Annotated in this window: 19 protein-coding genes; 10 read left to right on the top strand and 9 right to left on the bottom strand. The window is 37.6% G+C overall.

Annotated features, from left to right (window positions below; translation table 11 throughout):
* Positions 1-73 precede the first annotated feature (73 nt).
* The 5 genes from A6E04_RS05055 to A6E04_RS05035 are packed head-to-tail and all read left to right on the top strand — an operon-like array spanning position 74 to position 4,655.
* Positions 74-895, top strand: coding sequence for an ABC transporter substrate-binding protein (locus A6E04_RS05055; RefSeq protein WP_012550093.1), 822 nt, complete (start codon positions 74-76; stop codon positions 893-895).
* Between the two features lie 3 nt (positions 896-898).
* Positions 899-1,597, top strand: coding sequence for an ABC transporter permease (locus tag A6E04_RS05050; RefSeq protein ID WP_017022731.1), 699 nt, complete (start codon positions 899-901; stop codon positions 1,595-1,597).
* A 10-nt stretch (positions 1,598-1,607) separates the two neighbouring features.
* Positions 1,608-2,315 (top strand): energy-coupling factor ABC transporter ATP-binding protein, encoded by a 708-nt coding sequence (locus A6E04_RS05045; RefSeq protein WP_017022732.1) that lies wholly within the window; start codon positions 1,608-1,610, stop codon positions 2,313-2,315.
* Complete coding sequence (mobA, locus tag A6E04_RS05040) at positions 2,293-2,877, top strand: molybdenum cofactor guanylyltransferase MobA (RefSeq protein WP_065610291.1); 585 nt, start codon at positions 2,293-2,295, stop codon at positions 2,875-2,877. Before A6E04_RS05045 ends, mobA begins: the two co-directional genes overlap by 23 nt.
* Positions 2,874-4,655 carry a bifunctional molybdopterin-guanine dinucleotide biosynthesis adaptor protein MobB/molybdopterin molybdotransferase MoeA gene (locus tag A6E04_RS05035; protein ID WP_065610289.1) on the top strand — a complete coding sequence of 594 codons (1,782 nt, stop codon included), beginning with the start codon at positions 2,874-2,876 and terminating at the stop codon, positions 4,653-4,655. The genes mobA and A6E04_RS05035 overlap by 4 nt, the downstream gene beginning before the upstream one ends.
* 516 nt (positions 4,656-5,171) lie before the next feature.
* Here A6E04_RS05035 and A6E04_RS05025 read toward each other — a convergent pair.
* From A6E04_RS05025 to A6E04_RS05015, 3 genes are all read right to left on the bottom strand, one after another.
* Complete coding sequence (locus A6E04_RS05025) at positions 5,172-5,402, bottom strand: DinI-like family protein (RefSeq protein ID WP_023603339.1); 231 nt, start codon at positions 5,400-5,402, stop codon at positions 5,172-5,174.
* A gap of 198 nt (positions 5,403-5,600) precedes the next feature.
* Complete coding sequence (locus A6E04_RS05020; protein ID WP_065610962.1) at positions 5,601-6,404, bottom strand: hypothetical protein; 804 nt, start codon at positions 6,402-6,404, stop codon at positions 5,601-5,603.
* A gap of 3 nt (positions 6,405-6,407) precedes the next feature.
* Positions 6,408-7,943: an FAD-dependent oxidoreductase gene (locus A6E04_RS05015; protein WP_244886248.1), complete on the bottom strand. Its 1,536-nt coding sequence runs from the start codon at positions 7,941-7,943 to the stop codon at positions 6,408-6,410.
* A gap of 832 nt (positions 7,944-8,775) precedes the next feature.
* Here A6E04_RS05015 and A6E04_RS05010 point away from each other — a divergent pair.
* On the top strand, positions 8,776-9,108 hold the full coding sequence (locus A6E04_RS05010; RefSeq protein ID WP_017022739.1) for a PBPRA1643 family SWIM/SEC-C metal-binding motif protein: 333 nt from the start codon (positions 8,776-8,778) through the stop codon (positions 9,106-9,108).
* Between the two features lie 124 nt (positions 9,109-9,232).
* Here the strand turns inward: A6E04_RS05010 and nagK are convergent, their stop codons facing one another.
* Entirely contained in the window at positions 9,233-10,141 is a 909-nt protein-coding gene (nagK, locus tag A6E04_RS05005) for an N-acetylglucosamine kinase (RefSeq protein WP_065610284.1), read from the bottom strand.
* Between the two features lie 132 nt (positions 10,142-10,273).
* Positions 10,274-11,011 carry a tRNA-uridine aminocarboxypropyltransferase gene (locus A6E04_RS05000; RefSeq protein WP_026469706.1) on the bottom strand — a complete coding sequence of 246 codons (738 nt, stop codon included), beginning with the start codon at positions 11,009-11,011 and terminating at the stop codon, positions 10,274-10,276.
* Positions 11,012-11,097: 86 nt separating this feature from the next.
* Here A6E04_RS05000 and A6E04_RS04995 point away from each other — a divergent pair, with 86 nt between their 5' ends.
* Complete coding sequence (locus A6E04_RS04995; RefSeq protein ID WP_065610282.1) at positions 11,098-11,901, top strand: sterol desaturase family protein; 804 nt, start codon at positions 11,098-11,100, stop codon at positions 11,899-11,901.
* Positions 11,902-11,936: 35 nt separating this feature from the next.
* Here A6E04_RS04995 and A6E04_RS04990 read toward each other — a convergent pair whose 3' ends face one another.
* Both A6E04_RS04990 and A6E04_RS04985 read right to left on the bottom strand, forming a co-directional pair.
* Positions 11,937-12,656: a pseudouridine synthase gene (locus A6E04_RS04990; RefSeq protein ID WP_244886247.1), complete on the bottom strand. Its 720-nt coding sequence runs from the start codon at positions 12,654-12,656 to the stop codon at positions 11,937-11,939.
* Between the two features lie 111 nt (positions 12,657-12,767).
* On the bottom strand, positions 12,768-14,360 hold the full coding sequence (locus A6E04_RS04985) for an AbgT family transporter (protein WP_017022744.1): 1,593 nt from the start codon (positions 14,358-14,360) through the stop codon (positions 12,768-12,770).
* 302 nt (positions 14,361-14,662) lie between these two features.
* Between A6E04_RS04985 and A6E04_RS04980 the strand changes: the two genes are divergently transcribed.
* Complete coding sequence (locus tag A6E04_RS04980) at positions 14,663-15,151, top strand: C40 family peptidase (RefSeq protein WP_065610280.1); 489 nt, start codon at positions 14,663-14,665, stop codon at positions 15,149-15,151.
* Positions 15,152-15,226: 75 nt separating this feature from the next.
* Here A6E04_RS04980 and A6E04_RS04975 read toward each other — a convergent pair whose 3' ends face one another.
* A complete protein-coding gene (locus A6E04_RS04975; protein ID WP_012550079.1) occupies positions 15,227-15,562 on the bottom strand; it encodes a DUF3802 family protein in 336 nt (111 codons plus the stop codon).
* 244 nt (positions 15,563-15,806) lie between these two features.
* On the opposite strand from A6E04_RS04975, the gene A6E04_RS04970 reads away from it, so the two are divergent.
* Positions 15,807-16,673 (top strand): fructosamine kinase family protein, encoded by an 867-nt coding sequence (locus A6E04_RS04970; protein WP_017022746.1) that lies wholly within the window; start codon positions 15,807-15,809, stop codon positions 16,671-16,673.
* 229 nt (positions 16,674-16,902) lie between these two features.
* Positions 16,903-17,106 (top strand): zinc ribbon domain-containing protein, encoded by a 204-nt coding sequence (locus A6E04_RS04965; RefSeq protein ID WP_012550077.1) that lies wholly within the window; start codon positions 16,903-16,905, stop codon positions 17,104-17,106.
* 15 nt (positions 17,107-17,121) lie between these two features.
* Here A6E04_RS04965 and A6E04_RS04960 read toward each other — a convergent pair whose 3' ends face one another.
* Positions 17,122-17,733, bottom strand: a complete 612-nt coding sequence (locus tag A6E04_RS04960; RefSeq protein WP_017022747.1) for a riboflavin synthase — start codon at positions 17,731-17,733, stop codon at positions 17,122-17,124.
* Positions 17,734-17,955: the final 222 nt, after the last annotated feature.

Below are 17,955 nucleotides of genomic sequence, written 5' to 3'. Positions count from 1 at the left end.
TTGCTTTATTGCCAATAAGTCTATTCACTCATTGCATTTGCAGTGATATTTAACTTCATAACATGGATATAACATGAACAATAAAATCAGCACGTTTTCAGCAATGGCCGTTGTAGCTCTGAGTTCTTTTACTGCAACAAATGTGTACGCAGAAGATGCAAACGTTATACGTCTTGCGACAACAACAAGTACTTACCATTCAGGGTTATTAGATTACATCTTGCCTGTATTTAAGAAAGATTCAGGCTATGAAGTTCAAGTACTGGCTGCTGGCACAGGCAAAGCATTGAAAATGGGCGAAAACGGTGACGTTGATTTGGTAATGACCCACGCACCAAAAGCCGAAGCTGATTTTGTTGAAAAAGGATATGGCATTGAACCAAAATCATTAATGTATAACGATTTTGTTTTAGTGGGCCCTAAAAACGATCCTGCGCATATCTATGGCATGAAAGACGTAACCGCTGCTTTTGCAAAAATGGCCGAAGCTGATGCGACGTTTGTTTCTCGCGGTGATGACTCAGGCACCAACAAAAAAGAAATTATTCTTTGGAACCAAGCCAATATCGAACCTAACTTCGGTGGTTATAAAGCCGTTGGTCAAGGCATGGGCCCAACATTAAACATGACTTCAGAATTACAAGCTTACACACTTACAGACCGTGGTACGTGGTTGGCTTACCAAAACAAACTTGATCTAGAAATCATGGTTGAAGGCGATAAGCGTCTATTTAACCCATACCAAGTTATTTTGATTAACCCTGAGCGTTACAACAACTTAAACACAAAAGGTGCACGAGCATTTAGTGATTGGTTAGTCAGCGATAAAGGCCAAGCGTTAATTAATAGTTTTGAACTAAGTGGACAGAAATTGTTTACTGCGGACGCTAAATAATCCATGACTATATTAGCCACCTCACACGAAGCGATTCAATTATTGTTTAGCGGTGATACAGCATTATGGAGCATTGTCGGTGTTTCTTTCTCTGTCTCATTGTTTGCGATGGCGGTTGTATTACTCCCCGCATTATTGTTGGCGTTTGCGCTTGCTTATGGGTCGTTTCCTGGACGGTGGCTACTGCTTTCTCTTATTAATACCTTACAATCTGTACCAACAGTCGTGATCGGTCTATTATTGTACATGGTGCTTTCTCGTGCGGGTCCTCTCGGGGATTGGCAACTGCTCTTTACCCAAGAAGCGATGATCATTGGTCAAATGTTTATTTGTTTTCCTATCATGGTTGCCATGATGCACGGTGCATTTCAACACAGTGATCGACGTGTATGGGAAACCGCGTTTACTCTCGGCGCTTCTCTTCCTCGCGCCTTTGGCAGCTTAATTTGGGAGACTCGATTCCCTATTCTTGCGGCTGTAATTGCTGGTTTCTCACGTATTATTACCGAAGTCGGCTGCTCTATGATGGTCGGTGGCAATATCTTCAACGCGACGCGTAATATTCCAACCGCAATCGCAATGGAAAGCCAAAAAGGGGCATTTGCTCAAGGGGTTGCTCTTGGTATGGTGTTATTGATTTTGGCTCTGGTTTTGAACTTTTTCCTTTCTTTCACTCGTGGTAAAGGGTACTTACGTACTTAGTAGGCATAGCATGACAATAAGAATTACTGCCGACAATCTATCAATGCGATTTAATGACCGTGTGCTTTTTCACATTCCTCATTTATCGTTAGGTCCTAAAGATTCGGTCTATTTACGTGGTGCCAATGGCGTTGGTAAAACGACTCTACTTAAGATCTTATCCGGTTTACAAACTGCGACGACGGGAAAACTTAATCTTAACCAACCACATTGGACCGCACGACTATTTGGCCGCTCAGGTAATAATCAAATCGTTTATTTGCATCAAAATCCCTTTCTATTTGATGGGACGGTGTACGACAATGTGATTTATGGCATGAAATACACAACCATGAATCGACTAGAAAAACGTCACATGGTGATTAATGCGTTACGCATGGTTGGGCTAGAAACGTTAGCGGACGAACACATTTCAGTATTGTCTGGTGGTGAAAAGCAACGGGTTGCGATGGCACGAGCTTGGGTGCTTACCCCCTCTATTTTATTAATGGATGAGCCAAGTGCCAGTGTTGATCAAGAATCGATTAAATTATTAGTCATTATGGCAAAAGATCTGCTCGAACGAGGTTCTAGTATTGTTGTAACAAGCCATCAAACCAATGCGTTAACTGAAATTTGTCATCGCCAATGGACTATTTCAGACGCAAAGCTGATAGAATCGACCCCATTGAAAGTGATTGTTAGCAAGGATAATTATGCTCCAGCCAAAGCAAACTAATTGGGTAATTTTAGCCGGTGGACAAGCTCGCCGTATGGGTGGTCAAGATAAAGGGTTTGTCACCTTTCAAAATAAACCATTAATTGAACATGCTTTAGAGACTCTTCGTTCTCAAACCGATCACATCGCGATTAATGCAAACCGTAGTATCGACAACTACTCACGTTACGCCGTCACCTTTAAGGATGAATTTACCGATTATCCAGGCCCTCTTGCGGGTATGCACGCAGGATTAGTCAATATGGCCTCTGATTGGGTTGGTTTTATTCCTTGCGATTCTCCTAATCTACCCAATAATCTTGTTTCATTATTATGTAATGCCGTAAAAGATGACACAGACATTGTCGTCGCTCACGATGGCGAATACATGCAACCTGTCGTCACGTTAATGCACAAACGAATTATTCCTAAAATTGATGCCTTTTTAGCTCGTGGCGATCGAAAAATCATCCTACTCTATAAAGAGTGTAATACTGTTTTTGCTGATTTCTCAGATTACCCAAATGCCTTTATCAATTTGAATAGCCCTCAAGAACTTGAACAATTTGGAACTTTATTATGAGCTTAACGACTGCGTCTATCCCATTATTGGGTTTTGCTGCTTATAGCGGTACAGGTAAAACCACCTTATTAGAAAAGTTATTACCAAAACTGAATGAAATGGGACTAAAAGTCGCAGTCATCAAACATGCTCATCATAATTTTGATATTGACCAAGAAGGCAAAGACAGCTACCGATTGCGTAAAGCAGGTGCAAGCCAAATGCTGATCAGTTCTCGCTTTCGTCATGCCTTAATTACTGAAACACCTGATGAAGAAACAAGCTGTCAGCAACTCATAAATAAACTAGATCAAACCCAACTTGATTTGATCTTAATCGAAGGTTTTAAACAACTTCCATACACTAAGATTGAATTGCATCGTGATGATGTCGGTAAGCCATGGATTTTTCCTGAAGACAACAACATCATTGCGATCGCGGCAGACTCTAAAGCAGAGTCAGAACTCCCTCAAATGAACATCAATGATACTGATGCTATTACTGCATTCATTGTTGAATATGTGAAACAACATCAACATAAACAACAAAGTGACTTATCAGCAAATTGTGATGAATTATCACCTGCGTTTTTATCCGTTAGTCAAGGCAGAGCTAAGATTCTAAAGGCCATCAAACCATTAAAATCAAACGAAAACGTGTGTTTAACATCATCAATTAATGCATTAATTGCACAAGATATCCTGTCACCAATTAACGTACCACAACATAAAAATTCAGCGATGGATGGTTATGTTATTTGTGGTGATGATTTAGAACGTAATAGCTATACTGTCGTTGCCGAGATAATGGCAGGACACAGTTACAATCATCCTCTTCAACATGGTGAAGCGGCAAAAATAATGACCGGCGCACCCGTTCCACAAAATGGCAATGCGGTGATCATGCGCGAACAAGCAACCCAAGAAGGAAATCAAGTACGTTTTGATACTGGAAAGTCAGGTATTCGCAAAGGTCAAAACGTTCGTCTTGCCGGTGAAGATCTCGCTATCAACCAAGTTTGTGTCGCAAAAGGCACTCGCATTACCGCACCAGAAGTAGGTATGTTGGCCTCTCTTGGAATAGCCTCAGTTTCTGTTGTTACAAAAACTAAAGTCGCAATTTTCTCTACTGGTGATGAAGTTCAAGCGCCAGGAGAAGCTCAAAAAGCGAACTCTATTTATGATTCAAACCGTTTCACACTTACAGCCCTATTACAAAAACTAGGTTGTGAAGTGATTGATTTTGGTATTATTGAAGATAATGAAGCCGCTTTGGAGTCCACGCTTTCTCAAGCATCGCAGCAAGCGGATATGATTTTATCCTCAGGCGGTGTCTCTGTAGGAGATGCCGACTACATTAAAACCATTTTAGATAAGCTGGGTGACATTAATTTCTGGCGTATTAATATGCGTCCGGGGCGACCTCTTGCATTTGGTCACATTTGTGATACCCCTTTCTTTGGTTTACCGGGTAACCCTGTTGCCGTAATGGTCGCGTTCTTACAGTTTGTGGAACCTGCATTGCGTAAACTACAAGGTGAAGATAATTGGCAGCCAGAAACCTATACCGCCATTGCAAAAGAGTTCATTCGATCTCGCACAGGTCGTACAGAATACAGCCGTGGTGTTTATTCTATTAACCAAAATGGTCAAATGGAAGTAGTGACAACTGGCAAACAAGGTTCGGGGATTTTACGCTCTATGAGTGAAGCCAATTGCTTAATTGAAGTGCAGCCTGAAGTCGAATCTGTCAATATTGGTCAGAAAGTAACGGTTATACCTCTGCTCTCGCGAATCTAATTGATGCACTTAAAGCGCAGCTAAGTGCAAATTATCATTAGTACAACGTCAAACTGATAGCATATTTTTGTTAATGCCGAATAGTCCTATTCGGTTTTTACTTACACCTAATTTTGTGGTGATAATAAAGGCGTTACTTCAATTTTATATAAAATGTATAAAAGTCTGTGGTATTTAAGTTTATTCACCACTAAAAAAGAAATTCATAGAATGACATTTTAAGCATTGTTATGCCGTCACCAAAGGAGGGTTTAATATGAAAATTAAAAAACACCTAGTATAAATCCTATTTCAGACTCATTAGCTCACTCCTCATTGCAATGAGTCACAGCCTCATGCAACGTCTTCCCTTTTTTAATTCGAGCAATCAAAATAGACAATGGTATCTCAAAAGTTAGGCTGATTTTTTTCAATCCCCTAACATCCTTATAGACATACTCGGACCACTTTTTATTTTCTCCACCATACCTCAATGGCATTGCCGCAGAATTACTTCGTTTTTGATTAAAGAAAATATTAGGCATACAACCATTCCTCTGCCTCATTAAACATTTGTTCAACTATGATATTCGCTGCTTTTTTATCGTCTTTTGGTGCGTAAATCTCAAGGTGGTTATTCGCCCCTTTTCTAATTCTAATACGTGCATTAGGATAAGATTCCCACACACGGCGTTCCATTTCTTGTTGAATAAGCGTCAATCCATCTTTTGGAAGTTGAGCCGCTGTTATTATCATTTCAATACGCATAATTTTTTACTCGATACTGTATGAATATACAGTTAATTCTATTTGTTAAAATGAAAAAAGTAAAGACTATAAATTTCAAAAATGAGTCCCCCATAGATTATTTACCCTCCGACTAATTATCAGTCCCCTACACACATTTAACGGCCATTCATAGCTCGAAAAGTAAACTTTCTTAGATAAGAATTAAGAGTAAATCCTTTAATTTAAAGTAATAAGAATAAGATGAATAACTAAAATTAAGCATAGTAGTGAGCAGACCCTAGAAAATAAATTTGCGATATTAATGTTTAACATCATGACATTGATTCGTTGAGAGATAGCAAAATCTTCCCCTCCCCAACTTCGTGATTTTAAATCAAAGCATAAGCTCAAAAATAATAAATGACTGGCAGTTACGATACGAGCATGAAAGAAATCCTCAGCCATTAAAGCGACAGATAATGAAGCAATATGCACTAACAAAATAGTTAACTTAGGAAGTATATGGCGATATTCATTCAAAAGAACCTGAGCAAGCCAAGCAAAATAAATGCCTTTAAGTTGCCAAGGTACCGCTAAACCAAAGATTAACAACTTACCATCACCTAGAAGCTCAGTTTGATTACCGTTGATTATCCAAATAGTAATAGCAACAGACAGACACAATGAGCTTGGTAATGAAAGAAAGGCTTTCTTTTTAATTTGAACGGCAATAAAACCGCCCGCTTGAATGATAAAGAATACGACAAACAATGTATCTATCGCTCCCTTATAGATAAAGTCAGTCAGTGCCAATATGCAAATAAAATTAAAGCCAGACTCTAGTATTAATATACGTTTTATTTCTTGGTGGTTTTCAACCCTTTTAATAAGTGGTGAAAACAAAACCGGTAAAACTAAAGTAATTAGTACGGCCATCGTTATAGAAGAAAGAGCTAGTTGATAAAACCCCCTCGCATAAATAAAACACAACGATAAAAATAATCCACTGGTAAGTAAGTGTCTACGAGAAGTTTGATCCATCACTTACGACTCCGTCTTCTCTATGCATGCAGTAAGTCGTTCATTACATAGAATTGCAGTTTCAATAGTACGCTCTAGTGTCGCTGGTACACGCCAAGTTTGTTCTGTATCGACAATATATTCACCGGTGAAAAATAAATTATCAAATTCATCAGAACGAATGGCCATTTTATTTTTATACGTTGGATGAGCAAGAGAATGTTGAATAACCCAACAAGACATCATCCCATTTTCATCAAAAAACATATTACCTTTATGCCAATCAGCATAATCTAAATGCTCAGCATCAAGTAAAGACACTATTCTGGCCCCAGGTCCGATATGAAATGAAACAAATCCTGATCCATCAAGAAGTTGTGTATTACCCATTAACTGAGTCAACAGTTCAATTAAAGTTTCTGTTTTCGAACAAAGAAATAATGGTTTATCATAAACACAGCCATGGGCTGTATCCATATTTGTTGCCGTAATAGAAAGACAAACTAGTTGGTTTTTATTATTTTCACATTCTGGATAAGTGATGCAATAACTAAGACCCCAAGGCGAATCAAGAACAATGCCCACCGTTTTATCATTAAGAGCTTGAGGTAGCTTATCAAAATGCAGTTGAAAACCATGGCTAAACACACGGTGTAGATCTAAATTTTCACTACCTTGATTTGAAATCTTTTGTTGAATAATATGTGCAGGTATCGCCAATACAAAATAGTCGGCTTTTAGCTCTTGGCCATTAATGAGCCAAATACTCGCCTGATTAACAATATCTTTATGACCAATAATATGAGCAACGTCATTATTAAAATGGAATGTGACACCTGATGCCTTAAGGTACTCATACCATGGTTCAATCACACTTTGTGATATAGGGAGACTAAAACCCAAACTATAACCATCAGGAGAATCAGGATGTAATTGCCCTTCTTTATTTCTCAATAAATCAAGTACTGAAATAGCAGAGGTATCATCCGTTGCACCAATCCACGCAGTCAACATCGGTCGTAAAAAATTAGCTAATTTTGGCCTTTCCTTGTATTGAAAATATTCACTAATAGGTATGTGAGTATATGAATCATCTATTTTTGTTAATAACGCTTGTTTCTTGAACCAATAAATATCAATCAGTGGTACTTTTGAATAAATCATAGAATAAGCAGATTTTGCATCATCAACCAGCTTTTCAATAATTGAAAAATAACTACGCTGAAATTGCATCGTTTTATTTTTTGTTCCCCAATGAAATTGTACTTTTTTTTGAGAGTGTATGTAATCTAAGCATGTCCCCGTTTTTGTTGGGATCTCTTTAAGAAGAGATAATAAATTTTTATTTTTAGCAAATATTTGTCTGTGCGTAAGTTCATGTACTTTTCCATCAATAATATGCCCAATACACTTACCTCCAGCAAAAGATGCTTTTTCATAAACGGAAACTCGATAACCTTGTTTAATACATTGATGCGCAATAGTAAGACCAGATATACCAGCTCCAATAACGGTAATATGAGGCTGATACAGTGCTTTCTCTTTGTTAAAATTTATCATGTTTATTACTTCCAATAAAATAAGCCAGAAATGGCAGCTATAACAAATACGAATCATATAACTCAGACCAATAATTCTTGATTAAATTAAGATTTTATAAATGCAACTCATAGACTATATATCAAGTAATTTACAAAATATAGAATAACATACCAATTAATAGATTAATCAATAACCGTATTTATCTATAATTTAGTGGTAATTAACCTTATTATCCAACACTCAATTCTTTATTAACTAAACCATCAACAAAAAATACTCAGAACATAGGGTTAACGTTCAATTAAAGCAACTTATCATTATTAAATAAAACCACGTTAAGTTAAATCTTTATATTTTATATATATAACTACAAACACACACAAATAGATTTAGTTTTCTATAAATCGACTCACTATAATCAATGATTACCTCCTATTTACATTACACTCTCTTTTTATTTCACTTAATACCAAACTTGAATTATCTTTATTCTATGAAGTAATTAAAGCCATTGATACATCACAATTACATATTCCGAATCAGCTCATGTCTAGACCCGATAACTACCGTCATCAAAATTACCTCCTAAACGCCCATTCATCTGAGCCTAGCGCAATCATGTTTTTTCTGAAAACACTTCCATTGTTCACTTATTTCACGCTGATATATTATCGAAAAGTAACGGTTGATTTACTCATCATAAAATAGCCAATAAAAACAGAATTCAAAGGCATAAACCTCCAGTTACCTTTCCAAACTCATTTTTATATTTCGTTATCACTTTATCCATCTTCTTGTTGATGGTATAAAGTGGCTAAAATACTGTGTTCAAAAATTATAAGGCTCCAAGATGTCTAAAATGTTCTTCAAAGGTCGTATCGAGACTCGTCAAAACCACGTTAAATCTGGTTTTAACACTAAGCGTGACGTTAAGTTAGGTACTGAAGAAGCACCACTGACTTTAGTTGTTCAAACAGAAGAGCGTAAAGTTGAAATTGAAGCGCAGATTACTGAGCACGATTTATTCGCAAACATCGAAGTGAATGCTGAAAAAGAAGAGAATATTCTTGAGCTTGAAGGCGTACTAAACAAGCCAAAAACAACTCGCTTTGAAAAAACACCTAACCGCAATGAAGCATGTCCTTGTGGTAGCGGTAAAAAATACAAAAAATGCTGTGCTTAATCACTATTTTAAATAGCTAAGCTAAACACAAAAAAGAGCCTCTGTTATCACTAACATGAGGCTCTTTTTTTATGTGCATTTTCTTATTACCTGTAACTATCTATCTCATCATCTAACCATTACGTTATTTGATATTCAAGAACGCGGCGCCACGAACACCACCTGAATCGCCATGTTTCGCTTTAATAATGCGAGGTACACGCGCAACCGACAACAAGTGCTTTGGTAAACGCTTTGGTAATTCATCATAAATCAGTGCAAAGTTTGATAAGCCGCCACCTAGCGCAACGACATGTGGGTCAAAGCAAGTAAATAGATTAGCAAAACAAATCGCCAATAATTCCATAAAGCGATCAACGTGTTCAACCGCATCGGCATCACCCGCTTCATTTGCTTTGATAATATCTATCGCTTTCTTTTCTTGGCCATAATAATGAGCATAAAGTAACTCAAAACCACGACCAGAAAGGTAATTATCAATACAACCTTTGTTACCACAACCACATTCAAGTAACGGTGCTTTCTCACCTAAATGAAACCATGCATCAATCGGTAAACGAGAATGGCCTAACTCTCCCGCAACGTGGCTATACCCTGAGAATACTTTGCCATCAAAGACTAAACCACCACCAAAACCAGTCCCGAGAATTAACCCAAGCACTGAGGGTGAATCTTTTAATTCTTCATCCCATGCTTCTGATAACGAAAAACAGTTCGCATCATTATCAATTTTAACTGAGCGACCAATTTTTGCTTCCAGATCTTTTCGTAAAAATTGACCTTTTGCCGCAGGGACATTACTGGTAAGTAAAGCGCCCGTTTCGGCATCTTCCATTCCTGGGATGCCTAAACCTACCTTACCTTCAACACCAAATTCCGCATCATATTTTGCGATTAAGCTGGCGATATCATTAACTAAAAGTGAGTAATCTTCAGTTTGAGTTGGAATTCGTTCTGTCGCGATACGTTCTAATTTTTCATTAAACGCACCAAATTCAATCTTTGTTCCACCCACATCAAAACCGTAGTACATAAGGTATCCTTGTCCTAAATTTATTTTAATTTTTTATGGTGTTATCTTACCTAATTTTTATAAATACAGACTGTGACCTACGCAGAATTAAGCCTAATTTAGTGTGAGATGAACCTCAAATTATCATTAGATTCAGTTATTAACTTTCAGTTCTGTACGAAATTTCATCAAACGTTTTAAGCCCATTCCTCTTTCTGCACCTTTCACTGGACGCTTACTGTAAAGATAATGCTCTCGAAATAAATCAAACCAACACTCGAGGTGCTTTGCATTCTCTTTTTCACCCAATAAATCCAATACCAAACTGGCCACTTCAGCTGTCGCTAATTGATGATCTTTCGTTGCTTTACGCATTATGTAATTAGAAAGGTGCTCACGGTTAAACGACAAGACAGGCAAATGATGTAAATACGCACTTTTACGATACATACGCCCAGCTTCACGCCAACTACCATCAAGAAGAATAAATAACGGAGTTTTCCCCTCTTCAACCACAATATCATTTCTCACTAAGCTCTTATTTTCGATTAACTCTTCAGGAAAAATAACAAAAGGTTGATAAGATTCGTCTTTCAATAGTGCTAATAATTCAGGGTTTGGTTCAGTGCGGGACCAAAGATAAGCGTGAGTATCAGGAATAACATCAGCAATCAATTTCCCCGTATTACTTGGTTTCAGCACTTCGGTATCAAACATGATTAATAAAAAGGCCGCCTTTGATGTTGCTTGCGGCTGATATTCACAAATACAATAATCTTTACGTACTTGGCAAAATTCACAACGATCCACATTTCCACCACGCGCATTAAAGGGTTTTGTGGAGCGAGCTAGTCTTTCTTTGTGTAATTGATGAACTGAGTGAATACGCATTTACAATAACCAAGCTATTTATATGGAAAAAAAAGCGCATTTTACTTACAGTGTCGGTAATAACAAGTTCTATAAGAGAATTCCTCATGGAAAATAGTTGGATTGAACAAAGTGACACTATCCGCCTTGGCTGCTTTGTCGCTGCTTTCATCCTTTTTGCTTTGGTTGAGTATAAATGGCCACGTAAAAAGTTGACTCAAAAAAAATCATTACGCTGGGTAAATAACCTTGGTTTAATCGTATTTAATAGTATTGTTCTACGCCTAGCCCTACCGCTATTAGCCATTGATGCCGCTTATATCGCACAACAAGAAAATTTTGGAATCTTTAATTACCTTGGAACCCCTTATTTTTTGACCTTTCTCCTTTCTATTTTATTGTTAGATTGGATGATCTATTGGCAGCACCGTGCTTTTCATCGTGTTCCTTCATTATGGCGCTTACATCGAATGCACCATTCTGACCAAGACATTGATTTAACGACAGGAACTCGATTTCATCCGGTAGAAATTATTTTATCCATGTTGATAAAAATTGCGGCCATCGGGATCTTAGGGATTCCAGTTGAAGCCGTCATTGTCTTTGAAATAATTTTGAATGTAAGTGCGATGTTTAATCACAGTAATCTCTATATTCCACGATGGTTAGACCGTTACATCAGAACCTTACTTATTACTCCTGATGTACACAGAGTTCACCACTCAATCCATGTCACCGAGATGAATAACAACTATGGGTTCTTTTTATCTATTTGGGATCGTATTGGAAAAACGTATTTAGTAAGACCAAGAGATGGGCACGAAGACATGAAAATAGGGATCGCTTTATTTAGAAGCGAAAAAGAGCAACGGTTAGACAAAATGTTGACTCAACCATTTAGAAAAAAATAACGTTTATTGATGAGGTGCCTTCACTGGCACCTTACTTAATGCTCAAATGAGTTAACTTCATAATCAGTTAAATAACGCCATTCACCTTCATTTACATCCAAACTGATCTCTCCAATCTGCTCTCTATGCAATAAAATTACTTTATTTCCAACAGCAGAAAACATACGTTTTACCTGATGGAACTTACCTTCAGTAATGGTCAGTAATACTTCTCTCTCTGTAATAATCTTCAATTTAGCAGGCCTTGTTAACTCTAATTCCCCTTGCAGTTGCACACCTAACTCGATCTTGGTTATTGCCTCACTGGTAATTATATGACGTAAACCAACTCGATATACTTTCTCGCATTTCTTTGATGGCGTAATAATATTGTATGACCATCGACCGTCATCGGTAATAAGCACAAGGCCAGTGGTATCTGAATCTAAACGTCCAGCAATGTGCAATTCCGAATTATTACCTTCTTTAATATAGTTGAATAAGGAGGGATAGACTTCATCGATGTTTGAACAAATCGTATTAGCAGGTTTATTCATGAGTAAGTAGCGAAAAGGACGAGCAGTCAATAAATCACCATTGAGTGTCACATGGTTGTTCTCATGCACTTGAGTCGATTCAACGGTAACAACCTCAGCATTCACTTTTACTCTTCCCTCAGCAATGCATTCAAGCCCTTCGTTTTTTGTTAACGTCGTACTTTTACAAACAAATTTATCAAGACGCATAAGGCTCACACTATAAGGACTTATTATCATCCTATTATCCTTTCTCTTTATAAATAAGCAACGATCAAAAAAGGCGATCCGAAGATCGCCTTTTTAGTTTTTTCGCTATTTATTAGAACCTAGCTTTTATTCTATTGCCTATTATGGTGTGTAGAACGTTGCAGCGCCAGGACCTACTGGTAAACCAAAGACGAATACCCATAGGTAGAACAGAATACTCCAACCAAACATAAAGCAGATTGAGTATGGAAGCATGGTCGCAATCAATGTACCAATACCTAGATTCTTCATGTAACGCGTTGCTACCGCAAGGATTAAACCAAAGTAACTCATCATTGGTGTAATGATATTCGTTGTTGAATCGCCGATACGATACGCCGCTTGAATTGTTTCAGGTGCGTAACCCACTAGCATTAACATTGGTACGAAGATAGGTGCAGTTACAGCCCACTGAGCAGAAGCCGAACCAATCATCAAGTTAATGAAACCACACATTAAGATGAACGCGAAGAACAACATAGGTCCAGTTAGGCCAACGTCTTGTAAGAAACTAGCACCACCAACCGCAATGACTTGACCAAAGTTAGTCCACTTAAAGAAAGCAACAAACTGTGCAGCAAAGAACACAAGAACAATATACATGCCCATTGAAGACATTGATGTCGCCATTGCATTGATCACATCCCTGTCGTTCTTCATTGTGCCTACGATTTTACCGTAAACAAAACCGGGAACAGCAAAGAATACAAAGATGAATGCCACAATACTTTTAAGGAATGGAGACCCTGAAACCGTACCTGTTGCTGAACGTAATACGCCATCTTCAGGAACTATCGTCCATGCAAGTAACGCACTGACAATCAGAACAGCCACACCAGCAAACTTAAGCCCTTTCTTTTCAACGGCGGTCAGTTTACCCATCTTATCATTTGATAGATCTTCTGCTGCTTCTTCATCATTGTATTTACCTAATTTCGGTTCAACAATTTTCTCAGTTACAAACGCACCCGTGATTGCAATGAAGAAAGTAGATACAAACATAAAGTACCAGTTTGCTTCAGGACCTACGGTGTACGTTGGATCAATCATTTGCGCTGCAGTTTCTGTAATACCAGAAAGCAGTGGGTCAACGGTACCGATAAGAAGGTTTGCAGAGTAACCACCAGAAACACCAGCGAATGCAGCAGCAAGACCAGCCAACGGATGACGGCCGAGTGAATGGAACAGCATCGCCGCAAGTGGGATAAGTACTACATAACCAAGCTCAGAGGCTGTATTTGAGATAATACCGGCAAATACGACGGTTACGGTAACCATTCGCTTAGAGGCACCCATGACCATGCCACGCATAGCAGCAGATAACATGCCTGAATGCTCAGCGATTGCAACACCAAGCATTGCGACAAGAACGGTACCTAACGGAGCGAAACCAACAAAGTTTTTCACTAAGTTAGTCACAATAAGTTGTAAGCCTTCTGCATTAAATAAACTGATGACATGGATCATGCCGTCAGCTGCACGCCCTTTTGCCCCTTCAGGACGAGGATCGATAACTGAGACTTCAAAATAACCAGCGATGCCAGAAAGAACGAGAATTGCCACACAAAAGATTGCAAAAAGAGTGATTGGGTGTGGTAAAAGGTTTCCTAAATACTCAACAGAATCAAGAAAACGAGTGAACAACGGCCTTTTTGGCTGTTGTTGGTTTTGTTGTTGCGATGCAGACGAACTCATCTGTAACTCCTTGTTTTAATCTTACTGATTTAATTTAATCACCTCATTTCTATCAAAACGACTAAAATGTAAGTGTTTGGTTAAAAGTAAGTACATCCAAAATTCAAACAAAGGTTACTCGATTGTAAAATGTATTAAAAGTGTAAAATGTCACAAGATATTTCAAATGCAGGTGTTATGACTATTAAACGAACAAAAAGCAGTTATACCAATTAACCATTACAACATCTTATTCACAATCACTTGATGTCTTCAACGTTATTTCTATGCAATAATAGAGAAAACGCATTAGGATTTTTATCATGACTCGCAATATCTCTTTAATTTTTGGCTTTATCCTATTAAGTAGCATCGCAGGCTGTAGCTCTACACCACCACCCCAACAATTATCGAAACAAGATATTGAAGTTAAATACCCACAGTTGAAGCAATCCGATGGCTATCAAGATTATTTTCGAGAATGGCAAGGCGTCCCTTATAAATATGGTGGAATAAGTAAAAATGGCGTGGATTGTTCAGCTTTTACTCAAGACGCACTTCAAACATTACATCAATTATCTTTACCTAGAACGACTGAGTATCAAATATCAACGGGGCAGAAAATTGCGCTAGCAAATGCAAAGAAAGGCGATCTTATTTTCTTTAAAACGGGAATAAAAGTAAGACATGTAGGTGTGTATATTGGAAACCGTGAATTCATGCATGCTTCAACATCAAAAGGCGTCATTATCTCAAGTCTTGATAATCCATATTGGAAAAAAGCGTATTGGCAAGTAAGGCGAGTGTTGTAATTTTCATAAAAAAGCTAAGAAAAAATAGATAAGCATTTACCTTAATTCTCTTAGCTTCATTAATTTATTGTCTAATTATTTAAAAGCACTATCAAAAAGATTTTTAATTAAGCCAATATAATCATCTAAAAACATAACTTGTTCGTTCGTTGCTTTTTGAACCCAAGCACTTGCAAGTACTTCACCTAAATCCGCCACAACTGCATCGGCTTCACGCATTAACGTAAAACGAACATCAGGATCTAACTCTGGATTCTGTTGGAATACCGCCATAAGATTAGAAGCAACAAGATCAGTCACAATATCTTCTACTGTTTCTTCGCCTGTATCCCCTTGCTGATTAGCAAAAATTGCTAGATGCTCGGTCAAGTATTCAATTAGCGCATGGTACCCATCTGAATTAATAACCATAATCTGCCCATTTTTTATAATAGTAAGTGTTCATTGTCATAATATACCCATTAAATTGGGCACTGATGGTTAATTTATCAAATTCGAGAATAATGCTCAACCCTTACCTTTCAACCTTGACTTTTCAATTACTTCAATAACTTATTTAGATTAAATATTTAACGCTTTTAGCTGTACTTCACAGATATTTATCAAAAATACACTATGATTAATGAAGATATTTTTAGACACAAGAGAGGCAATTATGTGGCAAGCAATCGCTCAACAAATCTCTGACGTGACAAAACGCCCTTTTACCATCTCAGATCGTGAAACCATTAATGGTGGCGAGATAAATGACTGCTATATGATCAGTAATGGATCTGAACGTTATTTTGTAAAAGTAAATGATCGGGCTGAGCTTCCTATCTTTGAAACTGAAGTGGAAAGTTTGACTCAACTCGATAAATCAGATCATATTTTTGTTCCAAAACCTATTCATATCGGAGTAACTAAAACTCACTCTTTTCTTGTTCTAAATTATCTTCCAACCAAAGTCATGGATAAAAAGGCCTCTTATGACTTAGGCATTAGTCTTGCCCACCACCATTTGTGGGGCGACCAATTAGAATACGGTTTTGACGGCGATAACTATCTTGGTAGTGTATTACAAGTAAATACATGGCATCGAAGATGGGACTGTTTCTTTGCGGAGCAACGCATTGGTTGGCAACTTCAACTATTGCATGAAAAAGGGATGTTTTTAGGAGATATCGACACCCTTGTTAATAATTCAAAGAAAATCCTGCACAATCATAATCCTAAACCCTCATTACTGCATGGCGATTTCTGGCATGGTAATGTGTCACTCAGTGTTAAAGGTCCGATAGTTTATGATCCAGCTTGCTACTGGGGAGATCCTGAATGCGATCTTGCAATGGCAACACTATTTGGTGGTTTTCAAGACAGTTTTTTTGAAGGTTACCTGTCTATCCGTGACATTGAGGAAGGGTTTGAAACTCGTCAAAACCTTTATAATCTTTATCACGTACTCAACCACTGTAATATGTTCGGTGGTGAATATTTAAACCATGCTCAACAATTGATCGATAAACTAAACCTAACCCATTGAGCAGCTAAATATTAAAAACAGTTTGAGGTGATCTTTATCACCTCATTTTTTATATCTTATTTATCAAGCCTTTAAAAAATAAGCCCTAAGTCAACCTTTCCACTTAATTCACTGCAAAAACCAACTCTTTTTTCTATTATTGACTAGTCACATTGTTGCAGACTTTTCTAACAATATGATGCGCCAAGAACCTCGGCGGTAATTGCAGTACAATTAGAAGGAGTTTATTTTGAATAATTACATTACGAAAAATATAGAATGCCCAAATTGTCAGCACTCTATTGATATGGTAATCGGTCAAAATCAACGTAGTCAGCAGGTGTATGATGATTGCCCATCTTGCCATCGTGCTATTGAAATGAAAATGACCGTTAACCCGCATAACAGTACGATAAACTTATCGATAGACAGTAATGAAGATGGGCTGTTTTAATTCATTATGATCAAATTAATTATTTTGGTTCGCTAATACTCGCTCAATCGTATCGACAATAGCTTGGGTTTGCGGATCAATTTCTAAATTAATTTTATCACCCACAATACGCTCACTTAAATTCGTTCTCTCTAGAGTTTCAGGGATAAGATTCACGTTAAATCCCTTTGCATCAACGTCACCAATCGTAAGACTAATTCCATCGACGCCAACATACCCTTTATGTAACACATATTTGAGCCATGTAGGGGGAACATCAAACCAAATTTTACAGTTCGCGGAGGTTTTAATCACTTCCCTTACGATCATAATATCAACAATATGACCTGACATTGAATGACCACCAATCTCATCACCAAACCGAGCGGCACGCTCAATATTGACTCGTTGCCCAATACTTAAGAAACCAAGGTTCGTTAAACGTAACGTTTCTTCAATCAAATCAAACCAGACTTTGTTGCCATCAATTTTAGTCACCGTCAAACAGCACCCGTTATGAGCAACAGAAGCCCCTATTTCTAATTCATGATTGTAAGGTTCAAGAATTTCAACAATATGAGTCTGAAAGTTCTCTTTTTTAATGATATCAATAACCTTTGCCGTCGTTGCTACAATCCCAGTAAACATCAGTCTCTCCAATCAATTTGATACTAAAAATTCAAGAGCATTATTTAACTCTCTCTATTTTTAAAAATATCACAATACGTTGAATATTTCATTTTGTGAAGTTGTACTTACTCTATATACTGTCGGATTCTGCTTACCTTTGACAGACTCCTGTTTAAAGCACTCAATCAGACCCTTATATCTCTTTTTATTCGATCTCATGATCGGCTCTAAAAGTCATCG

This window comes from Aliivibrio logei (genome assembly GCF_001691055.1).
Taxonomy (GTDB): domain Bacteria; phylum Pseudomonadota; class Gammaproteobacteria; order Enterobacterales; family Vibrionaceae; genus Aliivibrio; species Aliivibrio salmonicida.
Note: the sequence above shows the minus strand (reverse complement) of the source record. Positions and strands in the feature narration are given on the sequence as shown.